Annotated in this window: 18 protein-coding genes and 1 pseudogene; 6 read left to right on the forward strand and 13 right to left on the reverse strand. The window is 38.4% G+C overall.

Going from position 1 to position 26,649, the window contains the following annotated elements:
- Window positions 1-26: 26 nt before the first annotated feature.
- The 3 genes from E6H07_12365 to E6H07_12375 all read right to left on the reverse strand — a co-directional run bounded on the left by E6H07_12365 (window position 27) and on the right by E6H07_12375 (window position 7,778).
- Window positions 27-383 (reverse strand): hypothetical protein, encoded by a 357-nt coding sequence (locus E6H07_12365; protein ID TMI63757.1) that lies wholly within the window; start codon window positions 381-383, stop codon window positions 27-29.
- 95 nt (window positions 384-478) lie between these two features.
- The gene (locus E6H07_12370) at window positions 479-1,537 is read right to left on the reverse strand and encodes an FAD-binding oxidoreductase (GenBank protein TMI63568.1); all 1,059 of its coding nucleotides are present in this window, start codon (window positions 1,535-1,537) and stop codon (window positions 479-481) included.
- Window positions 1,538-1,619: 82 nt separating this feature from the next.
- Window positions 1,620-7,778, reverse strand: a complete 6,159-nt coding sequence (locus E6H07_12375; GenBank protein ID TMI63569.1) for an alpha-2-macroglobulin — start codon at window positions 7,776-7,778, stop codon at window positions 1,620-1,622.
- A gap of 252 nt (window positions 7,779-8,030) precedes the next feature.
- On the opposite strand from E6H07_12375, the gene E6H07_12380 reads away from it, so the two are divergent.
- Window positions 8,031-8,879: a DUF4476 domain-containing protein gene (locus E6H07_12380; GenBank protein TMI63570.1), complete on the forward strand. Its 849-nt coding sequence runs from the start codon at window positions 8,031-8,033 to the stop codon at window positions 8,877-8,879.
- A gap of 445 nt (window positions 8,880-9,324) precedes the next feature.
- A pseudogene (locus E6H07_12385) lies at window positions 9,325-9,414 on the forward strand (SH3 domain-containing protein).
- Window positions 9,415-9,517: 103 nt separating this feature from the next.
- On the opposite strand, the gene sucD reads toward E6H07_12385, so the two are convergent.
- Window positions 9,518-10,393, reverse strand: coding sequence for a succinate--CoA ligase subunit alpha (gene sucD / locus E6H07_12390; protein TMI63571.1), 876 nt, complete (start codon window positions 10,391-10,393; stop codon window positions 9,518-9,520).
- 192 nt (window positions 10,394-10,585) lie between these two features.
- The gene (locus E6H07_12395) at window positions 10,586-11,833 is read right to left on the reverse strand and encodes an agmatine deiminase family protein (GenBank protein TMI63572.1); all 1,248 of its coding nucleotides are present in this window, start codon (window positions 11,831-11,833) and stop codon (window positions 10,586-10,588) included.
- A gap of 204 nt (window positions 11,834-12,037) precedes the next feature.
- On the opposite strand from E6H07_12395, the gene E6H07_12400 reads away from it, so the two are divergent.
- Window positions 12,038-12,553 carry a hypothetical protein gene (locus E6H07_12400; GenBank protein ID TMI63573.1) on the forward strand — a complete coding sequence of 172 codons (516 nt, stop codon included), beginning with the start codon at window positions 12,038-12,040 and terminating at the stop codon, window positions 12,551-12,553.
- A 101-nt stretch (window positions 12,554-12,654) separates the two neighbouring features.
- Here E6H07_12400 and E6H07_12405 read toward each other — a convergent pair whose 3' ends face one another.
- The gene (locus E6H07_12405; GenBank protein TMI63758.1) at window positions 12,655-13,107 is read right to left on the reverse strand and encodes a GNAT family N-acetyltransferase; all 453 of its coding nucleotides are present in this window, start codon (window positions 13,105-13,107) and stop codon (window positions 12,655-12,657) included.
- A gap of 132 nt (window positions 13,108-13,239) precedes the next feature.
- On the opposite strand from E6H07_12405, the gene E6H07_12410 reads away from it, so the two are divergent.
- Together E6H07_12410 and tnpA are read left to right on the forward strand one after the other, a co-directional pair.
- The gene (locus E6H07_12410) at window positions 13,240-15,600 is read left to right on the forward strand and encodes a S9 family peptidase (GenBank protein ID TMI63574.1); all 2,361 of its coding nucleotides are present in this window, start codon (window positions 13,240-13,242) and stop codon (window positions 15,598-15,600) included.
- Window positions 15,601-15,952: 352 nt separating this feature from the next.
- Complete coding sequence (gene tnpA, locus E6H07_12415; GenBank protein TMI63575.1) at window positions 15,953-16,414, forward strand: IS200/IS605 family transposase; 462 nt, start codon at window positions 15,953-15,955, stop codon at window positions 16,412-16,414.
- Window positions 16,415-16,422: 8 nt separating this feature from the next.
- On the opposite strand, the gene E6H07_12420 is transcribed toward tnpA, so the two are convergent.
- From E6H07_12420 to E6H07_12430, 3 genes are all read right to left on the reverse strand, one after another.
- Entirely contained in the window at window positions 16,423-16,782 is a 360-nt protein-coding gene (locus E6H07_12420) for a cupin domain-containing protein (protein TMI63576.1), read from the reverse strand.
- A 3-nt stretch (window positions 16,783-16,785) separates the two neighbouring features.
- Entirely contained in the window at window positions 16,786-19,230 is a 2,445-nt protein-coding gene (locus tag E6H07_12425) for a S9 family peptidase (GenBank protein TMI63577.1), read from the reverse strand.
- Window positions 19,231-19,331: 101 nt separating this feature from the next.
- Window positions 19,332-20,243 carry a cysteine synthase family protein gene (locus tag E6H07_12430; GenBank protein TMI63578.1) on the reverse strand — a complete coding sequence of 304 codons (912 nt, stop codon included), beginning with the start codon at window positions 20,241-20,243 and terminating at the stop codon, window positions 19,332-19,334.
- A gap of 210 nt (window positions 20,244-20,453) precedes the next feature.
- On the opposite strand from E6H07_12430, the gene E6H07_12435 reads away from it, so the two are divergent.
- Window positions 20,454-23,066, forward strand: a complete 2,613-nt coding sequence (locus tag E6H07_12435; protein TMI63579.1) for a glucosidase — start codon at window positions 20,454-20,456, stop codon at window positions 23,064-23,066.
- 55 nt (window positions 23,067-23,121) lie between these two features.
- Here E6H07_12435 and E6H07_12440 read toward each other — a convergent pair whose 3' ends face one another.
- The 4 genes from E6H07_12440 to E6H07_12455 form a co-directional block, all read right to left on the reverse strand.
- Window positions 23,122-24,351, reverse strand: coding sequence for a DUF418 domain-containing protein (locus E6H07_12440; GenBank protein ID TMI63759.1), 1,230 nt, complete (start codon window positions 24,349-24,351; stop codon window positions 23,122-23,124).
- 253 nt (window positions 24,352-24,604) lie between these two features.
- Window positions 24,605-24,904 (reverse strand): hypothetical protein, encoded by a 300-nt coding sequence (locus E6H07_12445; protein TMI63580.1) that lies wholly within the window; start codon window positions 24,902-24,904, stop codon window positions 24,605-24,607.
- A gap of 40 nt (window positions 24,905-24,944) precedes the next feature.
- Entirely contained in the window at window positions 24,945-25,796 is an 852-nt protein-coding gene (locus tag E6H07_12450; protein ID TMI63581.1) for a VOC family protein, read from the reverse strand.
- A gap of 62 nt (window positions 25,797-25,858) precedes the next feature.
- Window positions 25,859-26,641, reverse strand: a complete 783-nt coding sequence (locus tag E6H07_12455) for an AraC family transcriptional regulator (protein ID TMI63582.1) — start codon at window positions 26,639-26,641, stop codon at window positions 25,859-25,861.
- Between the last annotated feature and the right edge of the window lie 8 nt (window positions 26,642-26,649).

The following is a 26,649-nucleotide window of genomic DNA, read 5'->3' on the forward strand; positions in this document are numbered from 1 at the left end:
ACTGAAGAAGCAACTGGACTTGCTGGTTACATTATAACCGTTTTTTGTCTTTTTATTTCAACAGGACGCTGTATTAGATAATAGTAGAGGAGAAAGCATATACCTATTACAAAAGGTATTACTGCTCCATACTTACCCTCATAACCAAGTATTATCTTTTCATCAAAGCCAAGAAACTCGCTTATCATCCAGTAGCTATTTGCAGAGATCCAAAAAACGACAGCAAGATTATGTGATAGCTCTGATTTGATATTCCGTGTACGGTATGAAATTACGATGGCAATGATCAATGTTGGAAAGATCATAGCTATACCGAGAGGCTTCCAGAACAAACACCAGCTGATGTCTTTTAACAGCCAGAAAATGATATGCATGTTTTCCATTCTTCGGTAGGAAGCAGGGATGGAATAAGAATTGTCATTTGTATTGCTCATTGATAGTTCATTTTATTTTCGATGAAGTTATTAGTTTTGAAAAATCAGGGCGAAAGAATTTTTTTGAAACGGGAAATATTAACCTCTGGTAAAATGGGTTTATTGCTGCAGATATTTCCTGATAATTGTTTTGCAAAATAAGGTGCCAGTGAACAACCCTTTGTTCCCATGCCATTTAAAATTCCAATAGAAGAATATTTCGGATGAAAACCAACAAATGGTCTTCGTTCAATAGTAGCAGGGCGAACAGATGCCCGGTGTTCCAGTATCTTAAATGGAAGCTTTAACCAGGTTTGTAATAATTGTTCAGCTTGTAAATAAAATTCTTTTGTTGGATTCTCATGCTCAAATTCCCAGAGATAATTGCTACCCAACCAAAAGAGGCCCGATTCTGAAAGCGGAGCAAGCACCATTCCCTTTTTATAAAAGTAATCGGTTGATAGTTCCGGTATTTCCACAATCAGCATTTCTCCTTTATTCGGTGCAAAAGGAAGTTTATTAAAGAAATTGTTTTGATATGATTGAACGCCATCGCAAAAAATAATTTTTTGAGCAGTAATGTCTTTGTAATAAACAGCATCTTGCTCAATCTTCAGTTGTGTAATATCAAATGTTTCTTCCAGTAATTGATCTTGATTGATCAGTTTGTTTCTCCATGCTGGTAGCAGCGTTTGAAGATGAACGCTATACGAAGGAGAGACCATCCCGTATCCAAAATCATAATTAAATTGATGAAGAAAAGAATTTTCATCAACAGGTTTTTGTAAATAAGTTTCTCCTTCTTTAAATCTATCTTCAAAAGCTAATTTCATTTGAGGTGAAGGAAAAAAGTCAATGATCTGTTTTTGGGAAATGGCTTTGATGTTTAATTCATCGCCAAGCTTTGTATAGAATTGTAAACTGAATTCAAGCAATTCTTCGATCATCCATGTTCTTACGATCCTTCTGCCTGTAACAGGGTTGATAATACCTGCAGCCACTCTTGAAGGGGCATTGTTGTTTGCATCGTCAATAACAAGGAATGAAATATTTTCTTTTTCTAAAAAATAGGATAAACAGGTGCCGGAAATTCCTTGTCCTATTATTAATACGTCCACATTCATCCGGTAAATGTAAGAAGGAAATTAACCGCTGTATTGCGGAGACGGAAGAATCTCTGCTTCTCCCGTCTCTGCTGCTATTATATTATTCTACATTCACACGAACACCTTCGCTGTGGCTTGTAAACTCCGGTGCATACATACACTGTATTGTAGTTATACCATTACTAAAGTTGCCGGTATGTGTTACAAATAATGAATACTCGATAACATAAGTGCCTTTGCGTACGTAATCAAAAAAGAAATTGGTGCTTGCGTCTTTGGTGGTTTCATAATAACCCAAACCGCCCTGCCATTTATAACTGCTCAATACATTTACCGGTTCCATACAGCTTGCCCGCATGTCTTTCATATGTACATACTCCATATCCCTGTCTGCACGCAATTCGATCCGCACTTTTATTTTATGACCCACTTTCAGGTAATCGCCTTCATTGATTGGTGTAAGCACCGGGCCACGGTCTGTATTCTTTTCAATAAACAATTTCTTTGACAGCTTTAATGGGGTTTCAGCGGTAGTGATCTTGTCAAGATCTTCAAAATACTGCCAGTAAACCGAACCCCAACTGGTTGATTGACCAGTCGGTTGATTAGCTGGTTGGGTATTTATAGTAACTGAAATATTACCCATTTCAGGCTCTACCATATTACCATCAATCGTCTTTTTGAAATAGCCTGTACCTGCTTCCGTTTTGTTATCGGATGATTTAAATGTGCTATTGCCCAATTTTATTTCAACAGTTGACATATCATCGAGCATTTTTGTTCCCTGCAGCAACAAAGCATAACATGCTTCCGCAGTTGCCTTTGTTGTTTTCCAGTTAGTGGTTTGTTTGTTTTTCAATAACCATGTTTTCAGGTCATCAACAGTTTTTACATCTTTGCCAGCTTCGTTGAATGCTTCAATTAATAATGATTGCGTTTCAATCGGTGCCTGGTACCAATAGTAGCCGGCATTGGTTTGTTCTTTCCAGTACATGCCCATCTCTTCATTGGTTATAGAAGTTTCCTTTAATGATCTTAAAATTGCAGCCGGTGTCGTTGCATCATTTGTCCGATGTAGGAGCAAGGCGATCATTCCTTGCATGTATTTGCTTTGTTTGGTCCATGTTTTTTGTGAACGACTCCGGAAGTAATCATAAGCTGTTTTTGAAGCCGTAGCAATTTTTATTTCCGGGAAAAAACTGCGCATATACAGGTACTGCACTTCATAGTTGCCCGGTGTGTATTTGTTAAGATCGGTTTTATTTTTTATCAGTTCATCATATTGCTTTTTGATCTGATTATCCAGGTAAGGGATAGCAGCATCTGTAATGGGTTTTAGTTTTTTGATATCTACTCCCAGTTTTTTCAAATGCCCGATGCCTGTAATAATGTATTGTGTGATGTATGCATTGTCCGGTCCTCCTTTGAACCATACAAAACCGCCGTTAGATGATTGCATTTGCTTTAGCTTTTCATACTCACTGTTCATTTCCTTGCTCATACGGACCAGATCAAACAGTAAAGCGATATTTTTCTTTTGTTGTTCTTCATTTTTTGCCTGCAACACCCATGGTGTTTCTTCCAGCAATACAGCTTTCAGTTCCTGGTTCTTTTGAAGATTGCTCATGAGGGCAGCAGTATCTTTTATTTTCCAGGTTTCAAATATTTGTTTGATTCGGGGCGAACTGTTGGCGATCATTGTTGCCAGTGCATTTGCATAATAGCGATTCCAGGTTTGCTCTGCACATTCATACGGATACTCCATTAAATAGGGCAGGGCCTGCACTGCATGCCAAACGGGATTGGTAGTGTATTCAACAGTTACAGCATGATGCTGTAATGATGATGAAGAACCGCTGTTCAATAACTTTTCAAATTTGAAATCTTTTGAACCAGCATCTTTCATATTGATCGGCATTGATTCTGTAACCAGCATCCTGTTGGTGAGAACTGGCAAAGCATTTTCTTCACCATCGCTTTTATCACCTGACTTGGCAACGATACGCCATACTAAGGCTTTATTAAACTGGAAAGGAATTTCCAATGGAAATTTAACTGCTTCACTTTGTCCGGCTGCAACTGTGAAATACTGATTAGGTATTACATTTCTGAACAAACCATCAATTGGTTCATTGGTCGCTGCATCAAATAACTGCAGTTGTGTTTGCCCCGTTATTTCTTTATCTGTAAGGTTTACAATTTTAGCGCTGAGTTCTATTTTATCACCCTCTCTTAAAAACCGTGGTGGATTCGGCTGCACCATTAGGTCTTTTTGTGTAACGATCTCTTTATTGCTATAACCAAATGCCAGCTCTTTTGTATGTGCCAGTGCTTGGAATTTCCATTTGGTCAATGCCTCCGGCATGGTGAATGAAAATTCAATATCACCGTTTTCATTTGTTCTCAGATCAGGAAAGAAGAAAGCTGTTTCATTGAAATTGCGGCGGGGTTGGAAACCAAGTTCCTGTTTTTCGTCATTACCAGTCTTAAAAATCAATGATGAGGTCTTCAAGTCTACACCTTTAATATTTCCAACAGCGTCATAAGAGGCAGGAGCTTCAAGCATTCTATTTGGCGCCCTTGAAGCAGCTACAACTACTTCCTGTCCCATCCCCGCTGCAGGTTTAAGTCCTATATTGACATTTTTAAGCTGGGCTTGTTCATAGTTCGTTATTCTTCCCGACCTCAATCCTGCATCATTTAAATTATCGATCAGCTGATCATAATATTTTACGGCCATATCTTCTATTACATAGTTTTCCCATTTTTGCTGTGATTCAACCTGGATGAAATTTCTGCTTCCATCCCATCTGCGGTAATAGTTAGTGTAAGAAGGCCAGATATTAGGTTCACTCCAGGAATGAGGATCAAACTCATCAAGCGAAGCATCATACATACTTGCCAGCATTTCCGCAGCAAGTTTTTCATTTTTATAACCACTTATTTTTATTTTCCATTTTTCTTCGCTGCCGGTTAATGTCTTATCCCGGAATGTTGCGTATTCAATTTTCAACTCCTTACTACTCCACGGCACACCAATAACCTGGCTCACTGAATGAAAACGGTTATGTTTTACAAACAAATAACTAATTCCAAATCCCCCACGATCAGCTTCAGTTGCTGGGTATTGCAGATCCTTCTTTTCGTTGTTAAGCTTAATGAAAGAATATTTGACTCCTGACTCCGAACCCTGCTTGCCAAGAGGCATGTTCCATGCTCCGGAATTCTTATCCAACTCCTGAACAATAAACAGATCATCCGGAGAGGTACCAAGTTTAACAGTTGCTTTCTCTCCCGGTTCAGGAGCTTTATTCTTTGTATCAGTCCATAAGTATTGTGGCTTGTTTAGTTGATTTGATCTTTCATCATACAATTCAATAAACTGAACATCTTTTACTTCTTCCCCGTTTTTATCTTTTGTAATAATTTCTATCTGGTAAAACCCCGATACAAACTTCCCACTCACCACTCGCCACTCACCACTCGCCATAGTGGAGTCAGCCTGCTGAAACACTTGCATTTCTTTCTCCCACAATTCCCATTCAGTTTCATTATCATATTCGTCATGCGGAAAGCTTAAGATGTATTCATCTTTTGACATTATAAATTGATCAGGCCTTTCCCAATAACGGGTTCTTATCAATCTTTTTTCTTCTTTTAGTTTTGAAATGGTGACAGTAACTTTTGCCGGCTCATGTTCGCCATTCATATTTTCTGTATAAATTTTAAGCAGCTTCAAACTATCAGCAGGTAACAGATGGGGTATATCTGTTTTCAGTATTAAAGATTTATAACTTACACTTACTGATTTTTCACCGCTTCTTGTTTCGCCGGTGATATCAGTAATGTCGGCATACACGGTATAATCAAATACGGGGTCAAACTTTTTTTCAATCGTAAGGTCAGGTATTGCTGCAAACTCGATAATAAATTTTCCATCCTTATCTGTTTTTGTTTCGCCATGTTTGATCTCCATTTCTCCTACTGGCGGCGGCCACCATTTACGCCAGAGCCATGGGTACAAAAAACGCGGCTGACGAACTACCCTGTATTTTACATTGGCACCATCAATATTATTTCCTGCATAGGCTTTTGCAAAGCCCGTTACTTTTATTATATCATTTACTTTATAAGTTCCTTTTAGCGGTTCATAGTCAACATAGAATTTGGGACGTTTGTATTCTTCCACACGGAATGATGCGTTGCCGGTATTGTTTTCGGTGTAAATATCAAAACTGCCATTTAAGCCGGTGGAAGGAAGCTGAAACGTACCGGAGAAAGAACCAAATTCATTTGTAGTTACTTTCATTGAGTCAACTATCTGCTCATTTGCATCACGCAGGTAAACGGTTGTTTTATAATCGGGCCAGATACTGTTTCCTTTCTTTGGGCTTCGAAGAATTGTTATTCCTTTATAATATAGCGTTTGCCCCGGCCGGTAAATACTGCGGTCAGTAAAAAGAAAAATGCTTGTAGATTCATTTTTTTCAGTCTCTGTATTAGAGTAGTAATAATCATAAAGCCATTCAGACATATAGAATCGTTCATCTTTATAGCTGATATCAAGTTGGTAGGTATAATTGTTATTATCTTTCTTTGCTTCATTGATCTTAAAATACCCATTTGCATCAGCTTTATAGTTACCTGATTTTTCAATGATATATTTTGACTGCTTCTGATCGTAGCGTTGTTCCCATATCTGTACAGCAGCATTGCTTAATGGCTGACCGGTTTCCCGGTGAAGTACAAAAAAATCTTTTCCGCTATTTATATAACTGATATTAGAAACATAAAACAATCTTGCTCCGAGTACCGACTTATCAATTTTAAAATCTTTATCGCTGCTGCTGATCAAAATATACTCACCGGGCATAAGCGGATCAATTCTTATTTCAGTTTTATGTGGCTGCATGTCAGATGTTGCGGGTAAGATCTGTTGCCATGCTTTTAGAGGTATTGCTTTTAGGAGAGCAGTCCAGTATTTATCATTATCCTGGTTCTCCAATTCTTTTTTTAGTTTTTCATCCGCCCGGATAATGCGTAAATGCAATTCATTAAGGTTCCGGTATTCCACCAACGAACGAAAGGCCATTGCGGGCACATTCACTTTTTCAATTTTAAACTGCAATTCTTTTTTTGTTATTCTATTCAAAAGGTTTATGCAATTGATCTTTCCTTCTGATGAATCTTTTTGTAGCATCACCCGTTCGCAAATTTCTTTTGCTTTTAGTTTGTCTAAACGATGTGTACTGTCTCCATAAGGTTTGTATTTATCGGCATCTATATTATATGCATTCGCCAGCAGGAACCATGCCTGTGCGGCTGCGGGTAAATTGTTATACTGGTTTGCAATATGGGTTAACGATTGCTTGAATAATTTTTCTTTATCCGGATGCGTGGAGTTTTCGCTGACAAACTCCAGCCGTTTAATGTCCACATCTATTAATGCATCATGTTTTACATCATTCAAATGAAAAGCGATCAGTTTTTGATAAATTAATAATGCCTTGTGCTGAAGCGATAAAGAATCTTTGGTTATAAACTTTCTTGTAACAAAATCAGCAGCCGGATCAAAAGCTGAAGCCTGGTCGATCTCAAATTTGTAAGCAGGTTTTGTTATATATCGTTCATCGCTTTCAAAATATTCAAATGCACGGTGGGCAAGCAGGTCAAAAAGGGTAGGACGGAGATGGCGGACATTACCTTTTATAATAATTGCATCATATTTATCCAATCTTGTTTGTTTCAGCAATTGTTCTGCCTGCAAGGATCTTAAATAAAGTGCTGAGATCTTTTTATGAAAATCATCTGTCGTCCATGTTTTAATATCTTCTTTTTTAAATTGAACGGTATTGGTTCTGTTATACAACTCCCAACGATGGTTCTGGTAATATTGAAGGTAGAGGCCGGCTGTAAGGCTGTTTAATATAGAAGCAACAGTTTCGCTACTTCCTGCAATCTCTTTTTCCATTTCCTTTATTGCCAGTACTTGATTGTCCTCTCGTGTTTCTTCCTGTAAACCTATAATATAAATAAGTGATTTAATAACCTGTGCTTCTCCTACCGAACCATCCTTCTTTGCAAGTGCATAGATCTTTTTTACTTCCGTCAATGCAGATTTGGGCAGTTTTTTATTTATAAAGTCTTCTACCTTTTTCCATTCGGCAGGATAGGTTTTAACGGACTGTGCATTTCCTGTGATGGACACTGTTAAGAAAATAGTAACAACAAGAATGCAACCTTTTAAAAATGAGAACATGGGTTATGATTTTAGTACAAGTTAAATTATTAGAACTGCTTATTAGATGCGCTGTGAAAGATAATTTCATAAATTATTTTCTCATGACGATACAACTCATGGTAATGGTTGGTGAAAAGTAACCGCCATAAGAAGGTTTAATCAATTAAAAAATTTAGTCTTTACTAAACAATAATCATTAACGTTTTCTTTCATAGCATTTTGGCACGATGGCATGTCGTTTGAAAAATACGATGCAGGAGGAAACATATTATGAAAAAAATTTCTACCCTTTTATTAAGCTCACTATTCTCAATTGCCGCACTGGCAATGTATGATGACCCTTACCTGAGTATTTCAAGCTTCGGCACCGGCAAAGATCTGCAGGTGGAAGTAGATGGCCGCCGTTATTCTTTCGATATGGATAATAGCATCATCATTAAAAATCTCAGGACCGGTTCACACACCATTAAGATCACCAAAGAAAAGAAACGCGGAAACAATAACAACCGCGTCTTCGACATCCTTGGCAGCAAACGTGAAGTTGTTTACAACAGTCGCATCAATCTTCGTCGTGGTTATGATTTTGACATAACCATCAACAAATTCGGTAAAGTATTTACCGATGAAGGCAGGATTGAAAATGATGACGGTTGGGGTTATGACCGTGATGGCGACAGGGGCCGTGACATTGACAACGATCGTGACATCGATAACGATCGTGATATCGACAACGATCGTAATGGCGACAGGGATCGGGACTATGACCGTGACAACGACCGCAACAACGATCGTGACAGGGACGGTAACTATGAAAATGGCTATGGCCGTGAAATGAGCAATGCTGATTTCAGTCGTGTAAAAGAAACATTGCGTCGGGAAATGTTTGAGAACACAAGAGTGGACCTTGCAAAACAGGTTATCAATAGTAACCTGTTCACAACACAGCAGGTAAAAGAAATGCTCCAACTCTTTACGTTTGAGAACAACAAACTCGACCTGGCAAAGTATGCTTACCGTTACACAGTTGATAAAAACAGTTATTACACCGTCAATGATCTGTTAACGTTCAGCAACAGCCGTGATGAACTGGCCCGTTTTATCCGTGACTACAGGGAATAATGAAAGATTATTTAAGATCGTACCCGGGATACTATGAAAATAAACTGGCCGGAACTACCCCGGTAAATTTCGGCCAATAACTTTAAAATCTTTGACCATGAAAAAAATTATGACTCTTGCCTTCGTTAGCCTTTTTACTCTGGCAGCAATGGCAGCCGATCGAAATCCATCGGTAACAATTAAATCACGAAGAAACTTTGAGATCGTGGTAGATGGCAGAAACTATAACAATGACAACACCATTAGGCTCGACAGAATACGTCCCGGAATACACACTATTAAAGTGTATGAAAGAAGTCGTGGATTTTTCAGCAACCGTATGAAACTGGTATCTTCAAAAAGTTTCTTTGTAAGGAATGAAGACCTCCGCATTACTGTCAATGCTTACGGTATGGTAGATGTAGATGAAATGAGAAATGGTCGCGGAAAAGATCGTGACTACAACGACCGTGACGGTGATTGGGACCGCAGAGATAATGATCGTAACAGGGATAATGACCGGGATAGAGACTGGGATAATAACCGCCGTTTTTAATATGCAATAGATAATAGGCAATATGCAAAAGCCTCTTCGATTTGAAGAGGCTTTTATTATTTGGTTTTTACTTTATTGCTAATTGCCGATTGCCAATTGTCTGTTACTTCCCGATCACCTGCTTCATCATCTTGCCAATATCTGCAGGGCTTTGTACCACATGAATACCACATTCATCCATGATCTTCATTTTTGCAGCAGCTGTATCATCAGCACCACCAACAATAGCTCCGGCATGACCCATTCTGCGGCCGGGAGGTGCTGTTTGCCCGGCAATAAATCCAACTACCGGTTTTTTATTTCCATTTGATTTTATCCAGTTCGCAGCTTCAGCTTCCATGCCGCCACCGATCTCACCGATCATAACGATCGCATCTGTCTCCGGATCATTCATAAATAATTCAACAGCTTCTTTAGTAGTCGTACCAATGATCGGGTCGCCACCGATACCAACAGCAGTAGAGATGCCGAGACCTGCTTTCGCTACCTGGTCTGCTGCTTCATAAGTCAACGTACCACTTTTTGAAATAATACCTACACGACCTTTTATAAAAACAAAACCGGGCATGATGCCCACTTTACACTCATCTGCCGTAATAACCCCGGGACAATTGGGACCCACAAGTCTTGTACTTGTTCCCAGTAAGTAATGTTTCACCTTCACCATATCCTGCACAGGAATACCTTCGGTAATACAAACCACAAGAGCAACACCTGCATCAGTAGCTTCCATAATGGCATCAGCTGCAAATGCAGGCGGTACAAAAATGATACTTACATTGGCACCGGTATTTTTTACACAAGCCGCAACAGTATTGAAGACGGGTTTGTCAAGATGTTTATTGCCGCCCTTGCCGGGAGTAACGCCGCCAACCACATTGGTACCATATTCGATCATCTGCGTGGCATGAAAAGTACCTTCGCCACCTGTAAAACCCTGTACCAGAACTTTGGAATTTTTATTAACGAGAATGCTCATATGCTGTTTTGAATGTTGCGCAAAAATAAGGAATTTAATGTTTTTGTACGGGCTGAATTGCTACTAAGGAACATCTGTTGCGTCGCACTCCTGTACGTTCTGGAATTCTATTCGGCATTAATCGAAATAGCATGAACGATTTGATGCGTATTCGTAAGCAACATAACAGAAAAATAACTGTTATGTTGCCGTTCAATTTTTTGAAACTGGCAGTTCGTGTGTCATGCAATGAATTCCACCACCACCTCTGTTTACTTGCAATGTATAAATTTGTACTATCTGTCTGTCAGGAAATAGTTGAGTAAATATTTTATTTACTTCTTCATCTTTTTGTTTTTGAGTCTCTGACATTCCCGGTTTCCAGTATTTAGGAATTAATACTACTTTGTTACTGATAAAGAAATTGCAATAACTGGCTGCCGGTATTCGATAAATAGTATCGTCTTTGTTTATTCCAAAATCTTTATAACGCTTAGAATCGGATTCAGAAGCTGTTAATGTAAATTTTAACTCCTCAATTTCCGGCATCGGAATACGAATTATTTTAAGCTTTTCTCCTTTCGCCGTTTTAGCATTTTCAAGGATCTTAAAATTCGCCTCAAGCATCGGATAATTGATGCTGTCAACCGGGCTTTTGTCTTTATCATCTTTTGAGAGATACGGCAATACAATAGTCGTTTCATTGACAAACCTGCAGAGTTCATCGATATGCATATTAGCTCCGCCGCCGAAGTAATTCTTATAAAATGGGCCAAACTTTGGAAATTGCCGATCTTCGATAAGTCCTTTCACTAACCAGATTATTTTGCGGGCACCAAGTGTTTTTTTGAGTTCGTTTTCAATTTCCGGTATTGATTTGTCCGGGTTACGTTGCAGCGCCATTTCTTTAATGATCATGAAAGTTCCGGCACCATTTGCTTCAATTCCCCCGCCTTCAAAAATATAATCACTTTTAATCATCGGTAAACCCATTCGCATCGCCATTCGTTCATCCCATTGTCCAAATTTCTTTTCTCCTTCCGGCATTGGCTTTTCATATATCTGCGGGTACATACCATAACATGAATAATCAAAACAAACCACCTTTAATTTGTTGCTTTTATCTTTTACAAAAAATATATAGTCTCTTGCAAAGAAGTCAATATGCGGATCAGTCACAAACTCAACCGTAGAAGTGTCAACCATGAATTTAGCCATATACTGTTTAGCAGTTGTCTTCATAGAATTTGATCCAACATTCATGGAAATCTTAACATGCGGCTGCAGAGCCTCAATAACCCGGCAGGTTACAGAATCACGTCTTTCCTGGCCAAACCATGTCAGCCACACAGTTTCCTGATTTTCCCATTCTGCAGGAATTCTAATTTCCTGGGTTATTGCAAACAAGGGTGGATTAAGAAAAAATATAAAGACTAATATTTTTGGGGATTGTCTCATCATAGTTACAAATTTATTTTCACTGATGGATAGCTGTTTCAATCGGTTTATCCGGTAAGTTAAAAATTTCTTTTTCCTGATTTTTACCAATATTAAAGCAGGCTGAGCAAATCATTGATTCCGGGAAATTTTTTTGAAAAAAAACAAATATGGGCTTGTATATATAAATTTAGTAAATTAGACTATTCTTAACCAAAAGCCCAGTTTATGAAAAAAGTAATTACACTCCTTGGATTCATTTCTATTTTCTCAGCAACTTATTCATCCAACAACTCATTTTCTGTTCCATCTGTAGAGCGACCGGTAAAAGCCACTGAAGTTTATATTCCTATAGGCAACACCGGGCAACTGATCTCATTAATGGAACTTTCCCAGATCAAGGTAAAGGATCTTGAAAAGATGACTGGAAATAAAATGAGTCGTTTTGACAAGATGAATTTTAAATTAGGACAGCGGCAGTTGAGAAGTAACATAAACGAGGATGGTAGTTTCAGCAAAGAAAGGGTAGAAAAATATTTCACTAAAGCTGCGGTAAACGGAGAACCTGCGGTAGCCGGAGTTGGTGGTATCAACTGGGGTGGTTTGGCCCTGGGACTTTTTCTGTCATTAATAGGAGTTTTGATTGCTTACCTGATTAGCGGGGGTGATAAATCTTCAAGAACTAAATGGGCATGGATCGGTGCTATTATTTCATTGATCATCTGGGGTGCAGTTTTAATTTAATTCTTCATCAGATATTTTATCACAAAAGCCAACCTGTTTCAGGTTGGCTTTTGTATTCTTCGCTGTGATGGTGATAAAAATTATTGATCACATATATGCTATTATTTCAATTCTTTTTCAAAACAAACACTGTTTTCAATATTTAGATATTCTCCATAGTTGGGAATAATTTTATAGCCGTTCTTTTCATAAAGATGGATAGCCTCGGGTTGTCTTTTGCCGGTTTCTAACACACATTTTTTATAACCCAGCTCAGCAGCCCATTTTTCTAATTCAGTTAAAACAATTCCGGCAATTCCTTTACCCCGCATTTCAGGCAGGGTGTACATTCGTTTTACTTCCATACTGTCTGCCTTAAATTCCCTGATAGCACCGCAGGCAACTGGGTAATCATTTTCATAAACAACCACTGCGTGTTTAATATGTGTAATTACATTCAGCTTATTATAAAATGCATGCTCTTCACCATCCAGTTCAGCTAAATAAGCATCCAACTGTTTTACCAGTTCTATAAAATCAGGATGCGTGGAATCAGTTCTTAATATGCTCAACATATTTTCGAAGATAATCAGAAAAATAGCATGCATTCTACTCGCAGTTTATCCACTGGATAAGTGGTAACTGCGGTTTCCTTCTGATTCTCTAAATTGCGCCCTGTTCACCTTCCAAAATTTTAATAACATAACATGAAAAGAATACTCAGCACAGTTGCTATTTGTTCAATCCTATTTTCAGCATCCGCACAGCCAGGCAAAGTTTTTACAACAAAAGATTACCAGCAGGCAGAAAATCTTTTAGGCGGCAATATACAACGGTATATTGACCGTGGCAATGTAGGAGCCAATTGGATGCCCGGTGATAAATTCTGGTACCGTGTATTAACACCTACGGGTAGCGAGTTTATAATGGTGGATGCAGTAAAGGGTACAAAAAGTGCAGCCTTTGATCATGAAAAAATGGCTGAAGGGCTTTCTAAAGCAACCGGAAGATCATACAAAGCTTCAATGCTTCCATTTCAGAATATTAATTTTTCGCTGGATGGGAAAGCAATCATATTTAATGCTGACAGAAAACAGTGGAGATATGATCTGCAAAGCGGAATTGTGTCAACTGATACCGCAATTAATAATGCTATGCAGTCGGGGCAAGGCGGTTTCAGGGGAGCTGGCCTTGAAGTGATGTCGCCTGACCGGACAAAGGCAGTATTCATTAAAGATTATAACCTCTGGGTAAGAGACGTGAAAACAAAAGAGGAAAAGCAATTAACTACTGACGGCATAAAAGATTTTGGATATGCAACAGATAATGCAGGATGGAAAGCCAGCGACAGGGCAATAGTAAAATGGTCACCCGATTCAAAAAAGATCGCCACCTTCAAACAGGATCAACGTAATGTGGGTGATATGTATCTCGCATCTACCAATGTGGGTCATCCAACATTAAAAGCATGGAAATATCCGTTGCCGGGTGATAAAGAAATTCCGATGATCAGCCGTTGTGTAATTAATGTTGATGAAGCAAAGGTTGTAATGTTCAATATTCCTCCCGATCCACATCGTGCATCACTCAGTGATGATATATCAAGCAGTGGAACTTTTGATGATATCGCCTGGAATACTGATGGAACAGAACTTGCTTTTCTTACTACTTCCCGTGATCATAAGCAGGGAAAAATGCGTATTGCGAATGCAACAACCGGCGAAGTACGTGAAGTGTTTGAAGAAACAGTGGCTACTCAATATGAATCAGGCTGGGGTTCTATCAACTGGCGTTATTTGCCAAAATCTAAAGAGATCATCTGGTTTTCCGAAAGAGATAACTGGGGCCATCTGTATTTGTATGATGCAACTACAGGCCAACTGAAAAATCAAATTACAAAAGGTGATTGGGTAGTGACACGTTTAATAAAAGTGGATGAAGCAAAACGCCAGCTGTATTTTATGGTTAACGGCCGTCAAACAGAGAATCCTTATTTCGCCGAATTTTATAAAGTTGGTTTTGATGGAAAAGGTCTCACATTACTTTCTCCGGGTGCAGGCACACATTCCATCAGCTTTTCACCAAATGAAAATTATTTTATCGATACGTATTCAAAGCCGGATGTACCATCAGTATCCGTGTTGCGTGATATAAATGGGAAACAAATTGCTGAGTTAGAAAAAACAGATGTATCAAGACTGAAAGCAACAGGATGGAAGCCACCAACACCTGTAACATTAAAAGCAGCAGATGGCAAAACAGATATTTATGGTTTGATGTTTACGCCAACTAATCTCGATTCAAAGGCAAAATATCCTGTTGTTAATTATATCTATCCCGGTCCGCAAGGCGGTAGTGTAGGCGGGTGGAGTTTCAGTGCAGCAAGAGGTGATCACCAGGCTTTGGCTGAATTGGGATTTGTAGTTGTTGTAATTGAAGGCACAGGTAATCCCGGCCGTTCAAAAAGTTTTCATGATATGTATTGGCCCGATATGAGTACTAATACATTGCCGGACCAGATCGCAGGCATTCGCCAATTGTCACAGCGATATTCTTATATCGATACAACTAAGGTTGGTATCTGGGGACATTCAGGCGGAGGTTTTGCAACAGCAGCGGCTATGTTCCGTTATCCTGATTTTTATAAAGTAGGTATTTCAGAATCCGGTAATCATGATAATCGCAACTATGAAGATGATTGGGGCGAACGTTATATTGGTTTATTAACGAAAGGTGCTGATGGAAAAGATAATTATGATGCTCAAGCCAACCAGACCTATGCAAAAAATCTGAAAGGAAAACTGATGCTTGCACATGGACTGATGGATAATAATGTGCCGCCATATAATACAATGCTTGTTGTAGATGCATTGACAAAAGCGAACAAGGATTATGATCTTGTTGTATTTCCCAATGCAGGTCATGGTTTTGGTGCCGACTCACCTTATATGATGCGCAAACGCTGGGATTATTTTGTAAAGAACCTGATGGGAGCAGAGCCGCCAAAAGAATTTAAGTTTGAAACAAAGACTGATCCGAGAAGTGGCGGACAACAGTTTGGATTTTAAACTCTACAACATTTTATTTCAAAGCCAGCCTGATTTGGGTTGGCTTTTTTATTTATTAAACAAACTGCATTGCTACTATTAAGCTGTTGTTGCGTCGCACACTTTTGCGGTTGGTAATTCTATTGAGCACATCTCGAAATGTACTTATGTCCCGTAGGGACATCTTATGGGTAGAAAAATGGGAATTAAGAATAATGTTCCGTAGGAACATTATGTGAAATCAAAATATCAAACCCAATGAGCACAATGCGTTCCTACGGAACGCCAACACGGATTTTCGATTTTCTACCCTTAATGTGTTCCTACGGAACACGGCAAGCTTTAGTATATTTATCTATCTTATTTAGGATAAATGGCAAACACTTATACACAACTGCATATTCAATTTGTATTTGCTGTAAAATTCAAGAAAGCATTAATTCAAAAAGCCTGGAAGGATGAATTACATAAATATATGACCGGTATCATTCAAAATAATGGTCACAAGATGTTACAAATAAATAGCATGCCCGATCATATTCATATACTTATTGGTCTTCGACCGTTACAATCCATTTCATCATTGGTGCAAAATATAAAAACAGAAAGTAGCAAATGGATTAAAGACAAAGGCTTTTGTGCCGTTCCATTTTCATGGCAAGAAGGTTATGGCGCATTTTCATATTCTAAAAGTCATGTAGATGAAGTAGTTCGATATATTCAAAATCAGGAAGTTCATCATCAGAAAGAAACATTCTTAGATGAGTATAGACATTTCTTAAAAGTTTTTGAAGTAGAATACGAAGAACAATATATTTTTAAAGAACCAGAATAAAATTCCATTTATTTCCTCAAATAGTCATCCGTCTTATCTAACCAATCCTGTCTTGGTGGTGACCATGTGTCAATCTCTTCCACTTCACCGATCATCAATGCTTCGTGCGGCAGATCGGGAGGGATAACAATTACATCACCGGGATATAGATCCATTACCTGTTCTTTATTTTCTCCAAACCAGAAACGCATTTGACCTTTAATAACCTGTGTAACCTGCTCATGAAAATGATGATGCAGCGGCACAACAAAGCCATCTTTGAATTTCATTTTAGCGATCATGATCTTTTCACCCCATATCATTTTTCTTTCCATTGAAGGGTTCACAGTTTCGGTAGGCACATTGTCCCAGTTTATTTTTTGAAGCATGATCTATTTTTTTAAAACTGTTTCGAACAATTTAAATATACGTTTATACTCATCCGTCCAGCTGCTGGGCTCAACGAATCCATGATCTTCCATGGGATAAGAAGCAAGCTCCCAATTATTTTTTCCTAATTCGATCAACCTTTGTGTAAGTTTTACAGCATCCTGGTAATGTACATTCACATCTATCATACCATGACAGATAAGCAAATCACCTTTCAGTCCATCCGCAAAATAATAAGGTGAGCTCTTCCTGTACGCTAGACTGTCATTGAATGGTTCATTTAAAATATTAGCAGTATAACCATGATTGTAATTTGCCCAATCTGTAACCGGACGTAATGCAGCACCTGCTGCAAATACATCAGGATAGTTAAACATACCCATCAATGTAATGAAGCCGCCATATGAACCACCGTACAGCCCGACATGTTTTGGATTGACACCATATGTTTTCACCAAATAGTTTACAGCATCCACATGATCGGTCATATCTTTTCCTCCCATAAAACGATAGATGCCCGTTCTCCAATCCCTGCCATAACCTGCACTGCCACGATAATCAATATCCATTACATAATAACCATTATCGGCAAGCAGGTTGTTGAACATATATTCACGGGAATAACTGCTCCACCATTTATGTGCATTTTGTAAATAGCCTGCGCCATGCACAAATAAAACAGCTGGCTTATTGGGATGAGGGTTTGCCGGCTTGAATATTCTTGCATATACCTGAGCACCATCTGCTGCAGTAAATGTTATTACTTCAGGGTCTCTCCATGAGTATGATTTAAATTCATCACTCATTGCTTTGTTTGTGATCTGTTCAGTTTTTCCACTAGCTTTATTTTCCTGTAAATACAATTCCCATGGTTTGGTAGAGTAGGAATAGAGCACAGCTAAATATTTTTCATCAGGTGAAACAGCAACCTGGTGTGCTCCCGTCATTGTAGTAATGCGTTCTTTTTTTCCATCGGCGATCCACAGGCGATAAAAGTGTTGTTCACCCGGATGCACTTCATTAGTTGTAATGAAGAAAGATTTTTTATCACGGCTAAGTTGTGCTTGCTGCACTTCATACTTACCGCTTGTTAATGCTTTCTTCTCTTTTGTATTTACATTGATCGTGTATAAATGAGAATAGCCTGTCGATTCGGATTGAAACCAGAATGTGTTATCATCGATCCAGCCAATACGGCCAAAGCCAATTCCAGGACCGCCGATCCATGCTTCATCTCTTTGACGATCGAGCAATTTTAATTTATGTGTTGCAGTATCCCATAACATCAGCCAGCGGTCTTTGTTGTCAACAGAACGAAGCTCAACTACCAGGTTTGTTCCTGATGGTGACCATTGCACTGCATTAAAAGTTACTGCTCTCATTGGCGGGTTCTTTGTTTTCTCTTCCAATTTTTTAGGATAGTCTTTCAAATAATCAGGCGGGTCTTTTATTCCCGGAATTGTTGAATCAGCTTTCACTGACCAAACGGTATCTCTTTCCCTGTCATAAATAAAAAACTCAGAACTGCCTTGTGCTGTTCCCACTTTTGTACGGCCCGGAATATCTGTTGTAAAACCGGTTTCAGTTACATAGCTCGGAACAATTGTGGTCTTTGCATTTGCAACAGGTGCAGCTTTGAATAAACGATAACCAATAAATCGTCCATCAGGACTTAAATTCAATCCTTGTAATTGTTTGTCTTCAATATTTATGCTGCGCAATTCTTTTGGTTTAGGTAATGACTTATTATATGCATCACCTTTGTCTCTTTTTTCTTTTCTTGATTTTAATACTTCAAAATATTTGAGTTGATCATTCTTTAACCAATCTTCCTGTTGATTAGCTGCTGCGGCAGAACCAGCACCTGTTTGTCTTCCGCCACCGCCAAAACCTCCGCCTCCTCCAAAATTTCCTGTAGGTGGTGGTGTTGTTTGTCCGGCTTGTGCAGCCTGAAGGTTTGTTAACTGCATCGTTTCACCGGAAGCAATATCCCATGCATATAAATTCTGGCTTCTTGTATAAACGATCTTTGTTTCATTAAAAGAAAATTGAGGGTTGCTTTCGGCATCGGAAGTTTGAACAATGCGTTTCGTCTTTCCTGTTTTTGTATCGGTATAAAAAATATCACCATCTTTTGAAAATACATATGCAGTGCGGGAAAGATTATAAACATAATTTCCAACAGATCTGTAATTCTGTGTTTCAGCTAAAGAAGCTTTTACTGGAATTTTATTGGTAAGTGTGATGTAGTAAATAGAGTCTGCCAGGGCTTTATCCGGATTCCAGTTGAAATAAATTGACTGACCATCATTGCTCCACTGAACGTTGGATGGAGATGTGCCCACCCAATTCTGGTCACGCATTATTTTTTCGACTGTTAGTTTTTGTTGTGCTAAAATGGATACTGACAGAATAAGTGAAAAAAGAAAAATAATTGGTTTGTGCATGGTAAAAAATTAAGGCTTAAATATATTGATTAAACGGTATTCAGAATTAACCTTCTGAAATATTCAGCAAGAAGAGTTGTAAGAATGATTTTGTATTGAAACTATTTGTACAAATCCCCATTCAAATATTTCAATCCCGAATCACAAACTACAGTAACGATCTTTTTTCCTGCTCCCAGCTTTCTGGCACGTTGAATAGCCGTCCATACATTGGCACCGGAAGTAGTGCCGCCGAATATACCTTCTGTTCTTGCCAGTTTTCTTGTAGTATCCATTGCATCTTCATCTTTCACGGCAACTATTTCATCTGCCAGATCTAATCTGCATATAGAAGGAATAAAACCAGCACCGATGCCTTCTAATTTATGTTTGCCACCCATTTCACCACCCGACAATGCACGAACATGATAAGGTTCTATTGCAATACATTTAATACCTGGAATTTTTTCTTTTAAATATTCTGAGTTGCCGGAGAAACATCCACCAGTACCAACACCCATGATAAACTCATCGATATCATTCCCCAATACATCAATAATTTCTTTCGCCATTTCATGATAAGCATTCCGGTTGTCAACATTATTAAATTGATCTGTCCAGAATACACCCGGTTCTTTACTTAATTCTTTTGCCCGCTGCACCATTGAATCGATCAGCTTCGCTGTTATGGCACGATTCTCACTTGGAAATAATTCAAGCGTTGCCCCAAAGGCACGCCTAGTTTGTAGTTTCTCTTCTGCAAATGCATCGGAAGAAACAAAGTATGCCTTGTAACCTTTAGTGGCACACACCATTGCCAGCGAACTACCAGTACTTCCCCCAGTATAATCCATCACTTTGTCGCCTGGCTTTAGTTGTCCTCTTTTTTCTGCACCTTCAACCATCGAAAGTGCCATCCGGTCTTTCATACTTCCTGTTGGATTGGCCCCTTCATATTTCACATAGATATCGGCGCAGCCGGGTTCTGATAATTTTTCCAATTTGATCAAAGGTGTATTGCCTATCGCTTTCATTTCTTTTAATGATTTTGGTAAAGATATTTCCTAAATCAACATTTCTATTCAGCCAAATCTTGTTTTTCACAAACTGTTCTACGCCGCCAGGTGATATACTTCAATGAGAGACTGTAATCGTTATATTAGCATAAATTATATACTATTTATAATGACCCGACGATTTATATTTAGTTATTCAAACAGTTTAATTGTTTTAAATACACACTATTGGACTTTGTAGAAAAAGAACGGCTTTCCCGTTCACACAATAATAAAAATTGGAAAAGGTGGGGCCCTTATTTGTCTGACCGGCAATGGGGCACAGTAAGGGAAGATTATAGCAAAGAAGGAAATGTATGGAATTACATTAATCATGATCTTGCCCGCAGTTACACCTACCGTTGGGGTGAAGAAGGGATAGCAGGTTTTTGTGATAGTGACCAGGTATTATGTTTCGCTCCGGCATTCTGGAATGGAAAAGATACCATTTTAAAGGAACGTCTTTTTGGATTGACCAATAGAGAAGGCAATCATGGAGAGGATGTGAAGGAATTATATTTTCATTTGGATTCTTCACCTACGCATTCCTATTGTAAATTTTTATATAAATATCCGCAGGCAGAGTTTCCTTACCTGGATATGATGGAGCAAAACAAGAGAGATCGTTTAAGTACCGAGTATGAATTACTCGACACAGGTATATTTAAAGAGAACCGTTATTTTGATTGCTATATCGAATATGCAAAAGAGGAGATGAACGATATCCTGATGAAGGTTACAGTTTATAACCGCGGACCTGAGGATGCTACCATTCATGTACTGCCTCATCTTTGGTTTCGTAATTTCTGGAAACATAATTCCCGTTTCTCAAGGCCTGAAATTTCTTCGCTTTCTGCCGATTGCCTGCAAACAAGTTCTGATCGTAATGGTATTTTTTTTCTTTATCACCAGGGTGGTGAGCAATTATTTTGTGAAAATGAAACGAATAATGAGAGGATGTATAACCGGCCAAATGATTCTCCATTTGTAAAAGATGGGATCAATAACTATGTCGTCGATAATGAGGATACGGTCAACCCCAAAAAGCAAGGTACTAAAGCAGCGATCTGGTTGGAGGAAAAAATAAAGCCGGGAGCATCCGCAGTTTTTAAAGTGAGGTTAAGCAAAAATCAAATTGAAGACCCATGGATCGAGTTTGATAAAATTTTTGCCAAACGAATAGCAGAGACTGATGAATATTATGATGAGTTGACACCAAAAAAATTATCACCTGAACATAAAGCATTACTGCGTAGCTCTGCAAGCGGCCTGCTCTGGACAAAACAATTCTATTATCTCGATATTTTTAAATGGTTGTTTGGAGAACCCGGTGAAGAAGCACCCAGCCGTAATCATAAACGAAATTATGATTGGCAACATCTTACTTGCCGCAACATAATTTCCATGCCGGATAAATGGGAGTACCCATGGTTTGCAGCATGGGATCTTGCTTTTCATGCAACAACTTTTGCTCATGTAGATCCGGAATTTGCGAAGCAACAGTTATTGGTTGTGCTCCGCGAATATTATATGCATCCCAACGGACAAATTCCTGCATACGAATGGAATTTCAGTGATGTAAATCCTCCTGTACATGCATGGGGTGTATGGGAAGTATTTGAAACGGATAGAAAAAAGACAGGAGTTCCTGATTGGGATTTTTTAGAAAGGGCTTTTCAGAAATTGCTTATGAACTTCACGTGGTGGGTAAATCAAAAAGATGCAAATGGAACAGACATCTTTGAAGGTGGTTTTTTAGGTCTGGATAATATCGGTGTGTTTGACAGGAACCATATGCCACCGGGTATAAAAAAATTGCAACAAGCTGACGCTACCAGTTGGATGGCAATGTATGCACTCAATATGTTGCGCATGTCATTGGAACTGGCGCAGCATAACAAGGCTTATGAAGAATCGGCAGCAAAATTTTTCCGGCACTTTTTAAATATCGGGTGGGCCATGCATCATATCGGGAAAAAAGATATTTCCTTATGGGATGAACAGGATGCATTTTATTATGATGCCATTCAATTTGAAAATGGTACCAGCCAGCGATTGAGAATACGTTCATTGGTAGGGATCATTCCATTGCTGGCTGTTGAAATAATGCATGTCGATATGTTTGAAGAGCTTCGCCAATTCAATACACGATTAGAAGTGATCAGGCAAACAAGACCTGACCTGACACGCATCATCTCAGATATTGATAAAAAGAATGCAGACGGTAATTATTTATTTGCGATCATGATCGGTGACAGGATGGAACACCTGTTAAAAAGATTGTTGGATGAAGCTGAGTTTTTATCTGATTATGGTATTCGTTCTTTGTCAAAAATTCACCAGGACCATCCTTACTCATTTGAATATAAGGATCGCAATTACAGTATTCAGTATGAACCCGGGGAAAGTTCCAGTGATATGTTTGGGGGCAATTCCAACTGGCGGGGGCCTATCTGGTTGCCATTAAATTACCTGATCATTAATTCGCTTCGGAAATATTATGAATATTATGGCGATAAATACACTTATGAATTTCCTGCAGGTTCAGGAAAAAAAATGAACCTCAAGCAAATTGCCAATGAGCTTACCAAACGAATATTAAAAATCTTTGAACGAAATGATGAAGGTGCTTTTCAGTATCATGATATGGATCATTCATGCTGGACAGAAAAGCATTTTAAAGAGCATCATCTCTTCTATGAATTTTTTCATGGCGATACAGGGAAGGGATTGGGAGCTTCTCACCAAACGGGATGGACAGCTTTGATCGTTAATTTATTATTGGAGATGGATGAGGATTAAAATCACTTATGCAGTTGCTGGTATGCTTATCCCAGCAACTGCATAAAGAATTATTTTATTTTTTGAAAGGTGGCTTATACTGATAACTCAATCTTCTCCAAAGCCATTCTATTGGTCCGAAATGAAAATACTTTAACCAGATCGGGCTAATGATCAATTGAAAGATCCAAACAGCAAATACTACATAATACAATTCATAGCGTTGCAATTTTCCAAACATTCCAAAACCAACACCTGTAAAGATCACCATGCAGATAAGGGAGTGCATGATGTAATTGGTTAATGCCATTTTACCTACGGCAGCTATTCTTGTTTTTAGCCAACCCAGTATGGGTAATTTGGCGAATATCATTATAAGCCCGATATGCCCGACGGCCATACCAACTCTGCCAAGGTCATAGGTAAGATATGATTTTGAAAAAGCTAAAAATGAAAAATTGCCTGACATTATAGATGTTACTTCATAATAATTTGTTGTTAAGCCAACAGCATATCCCAATAAAACCATCAGCCCATAAAAGCGGTATGATTTTCCACCTGATAGTATATTCAATTTGAAAAAAGCAATACCCAATAACATCATACTAAATATATCCCATAGGTCATACCGGTAAACCCAAAATGTATCGCCTTCCAGATTCTTGGGTGCTAAATAACCAACTAGATCAAGGTATCCTTTTCTCATGTTTGTATTAACTTCCTCTACATGTTTAGGAGATTTTTTTTCTTCTATTTTTTCCCATTTAGCTGTAGCTTCTTTCAGTTCTTTGGAAAGTTCCTGCCCCTGCGCTGTTTTAGTTTGAGCCAGGGCTACATCGGCAACTAATTTTTTGTCGCCTGTATAATCTTTGTAGGTCCAGAATGTACCAATTGCAAAAAGGAGTAGGGCAATAAGAATCAATTTTTTTGGTGCCATATTCCTGAATGAAAAAAGTAATAAACCCATAAGAGCATAATCATATAAAATTTCACCGGTCCAAAGGAGGAGGTAGCCATGTATCAAACCAAAAACAAGCATCCATAAAAGTCTTCTGAAATAAATATCTGCAGCTTTTATTCCGGCATCTTTTTTACTTAAGCGATCTAATATAATAAAGGCGCCTACGCCAAATAGCAGTGAGAACAAGGCCCGCATAGTGCCTTCAAAAAACATATTGGTAGTGATCCATGCGTATAAGCTCCAGCCGGTAGAGCCGCCAGAAACAGTTGGGTTCATGTAGGCATTGGCAAGTCCGAATCCTGTAATATTCATGAGCAGGATGCCGCAAAGCACAAAACCTCTCATGATGTCAAGTGGTAAGATGCGTTCAGAATTGGTTACCGGAATAAAAGCGGTTTCTCCACCCGCAGGAGTGGCTTGAGTGTTTGGTGGTTGCATGTGTAGATCAATGGCGGTTTGGTGTATAATAAATTAAGAAATCTAAATTGGTGACTTGAATGAATAACAATGGATGGTGTAACAAGATAATGTAATCAAAATGATCTCAGAAAATTTATTTTGAGCTTAAGTATAGCAGATAGCATACTGCTGTTTAAGTTTATTTAATAAAATTAAACGTGATCAATAAAATGATGATCAAAATCCCGAACAACGAGATCATAAAAAAATAATCAGCAATTGTTTCAAATCTTTCTTCTTTGACCTCATTTTTTGCACGGATAGACATAAATGAAAACCCGCATGAAAGAGTAAGCAATAAAGCAATTACTGATGTCAGCTCATCAATGATCATTGTCTCAGTCAGGTTTGCAATACGCAGGGATGTAATTACAACAAGGCAAAAACCCAGAAGGGTAGCAGATGTGTTTAATATATGCGGGGATGTGTTGTTCGCCATCCCATAAAGATAAATTTTAAATAGCCATGTGTTCTGATTTTTACGCAATAGAGGCTTGCACTATTTGTTCAATATTTAATTTCCGCATTGACATAAAAGCTTGAGCTGCCTTACCTGCTTTGGCGGGATCACTCATAATTTTGTTTAATATAGTTGGGATGATCTGCCATGATACACCAAATTTATCTTTCAGCCATCCGCACATACTTTCGGCTCCGCTTTCTGTAAGTTGATTCCAGTAATGATCTATTTCTTCCTGTGTTTCGCAATAGATAGTTAATGATACACCTTCTGTAAAAGTTAAATTGTGTGACGCTGCGTTTTCCATCAACATAAACTTATTATCGCTTAAGCTCATCTGAGCATGTTTTATTTTTCCTTCCTGATCCGGTGACTCATTAGGACCATATCGAAGAATGCCATCAACTATCGGGTTTTTAAAAATGGAAGAATAATGTGCAATAGCTTCGTCAGCCCTTCCATATTGTTTGCCGGTGAATAGGAAGCAGGGTGTTATTTTCTGACCCACATCACTTATTTTACCTAACCCCAATTGCCATGAAATGCCAAACTTGTCATTTATCCATCCATATTTTTCACCCCAGGGATATTTATCCAATGGCATTAGCACAGTACCTTCTTTACTGAATGCATTCCAGATATTATTTAACTCTTCTTCTTTTTCGCAGATGTAATAAAACGAAATGGATGCATTGGGCTTGTACATAGGCCCACCATCCAAAAGAGTAAAGCTTTGACCCGAAACGTTGATAGATGTTACAATGGGAGATTGCGCCGTAATTTTTGCATTAGCAAAAACAGAACAATATAATGTTGCTGCTTCTTTTGCCTGGCCGTTAAACCAAAGGCAGGGAGTTATTTTCTCTTTCATATTTTAGTATTTACAGGCAAACCTAAGATAGTCTATAAGCGGAGAATAGAATAAAACCGACACTACTCATCTTTTTTATTCAGGCCCGATCTGAGATAGTTCATAGGAGTAGTTTGCGTAAACTCTTTGAATGAACGGATAAAATGGCTTTGATCGGCGAAACCATTATCATAAGCAATATCAGTAAGCTTATTAAATTCCTGGGACCTTAATTGTGTAAATGAAAGTTGGAACTGGCAGATCCGCCTGTATTGATTGGGTGTTACACCTACATACTTTTTAAAGATGCGTTGAAAGGTTCGTTCAGTGAGATCTAATTTTTTCAGTATTGCAGATAAAACTTCAGTACCTGAATCGTACATGATCTGGTCGGTGGCGTATTTAATGATCTCACATTCTTTGTTGTTCTCCTGCAGTTGATGAATTAATAAATTATCAAGTACTTCTATTTTACTGCTTGTTGACGCTGCATAGACTAATTGTGTTCTGAGTGCATTTGTTTTATGCGGACTCCAGTTAGAAAGATCAATTGGTGTATCTATTAGTTTAGCGGCAGCTATATTAAATATACTTGCCAATGCAAATGGCTTAAAGAAATAAGCGATGATTGTTGTATTGTCATCAGTTTCCCAACCATCTGTGGGAGTTGATTTTCCAAACAAGGTCAATTGTAAAATATTCTCATTTCCCGTTTCTTCATTTTCGGTCCGGCAAAGAAGAGCAGGCATACCATTGGTAAATAGCGGCAGGTTATTTGAATCTGGTTGAGAAAAGCTTTCCAGTATCAAAACTGTTCTTACATATTCTGCTATTAACTGATTTGGTTTTTGATACCAGTACTTCATTTGGATTG

It is taken from the genome of Bacteroidota bacterium (genome assembly GCA_005882315.1).
Lineage (GTDB): Bacteria > Bacteroidota > Bacteroidia > Chitinophagales > Chitinophagaceae > VBAR01.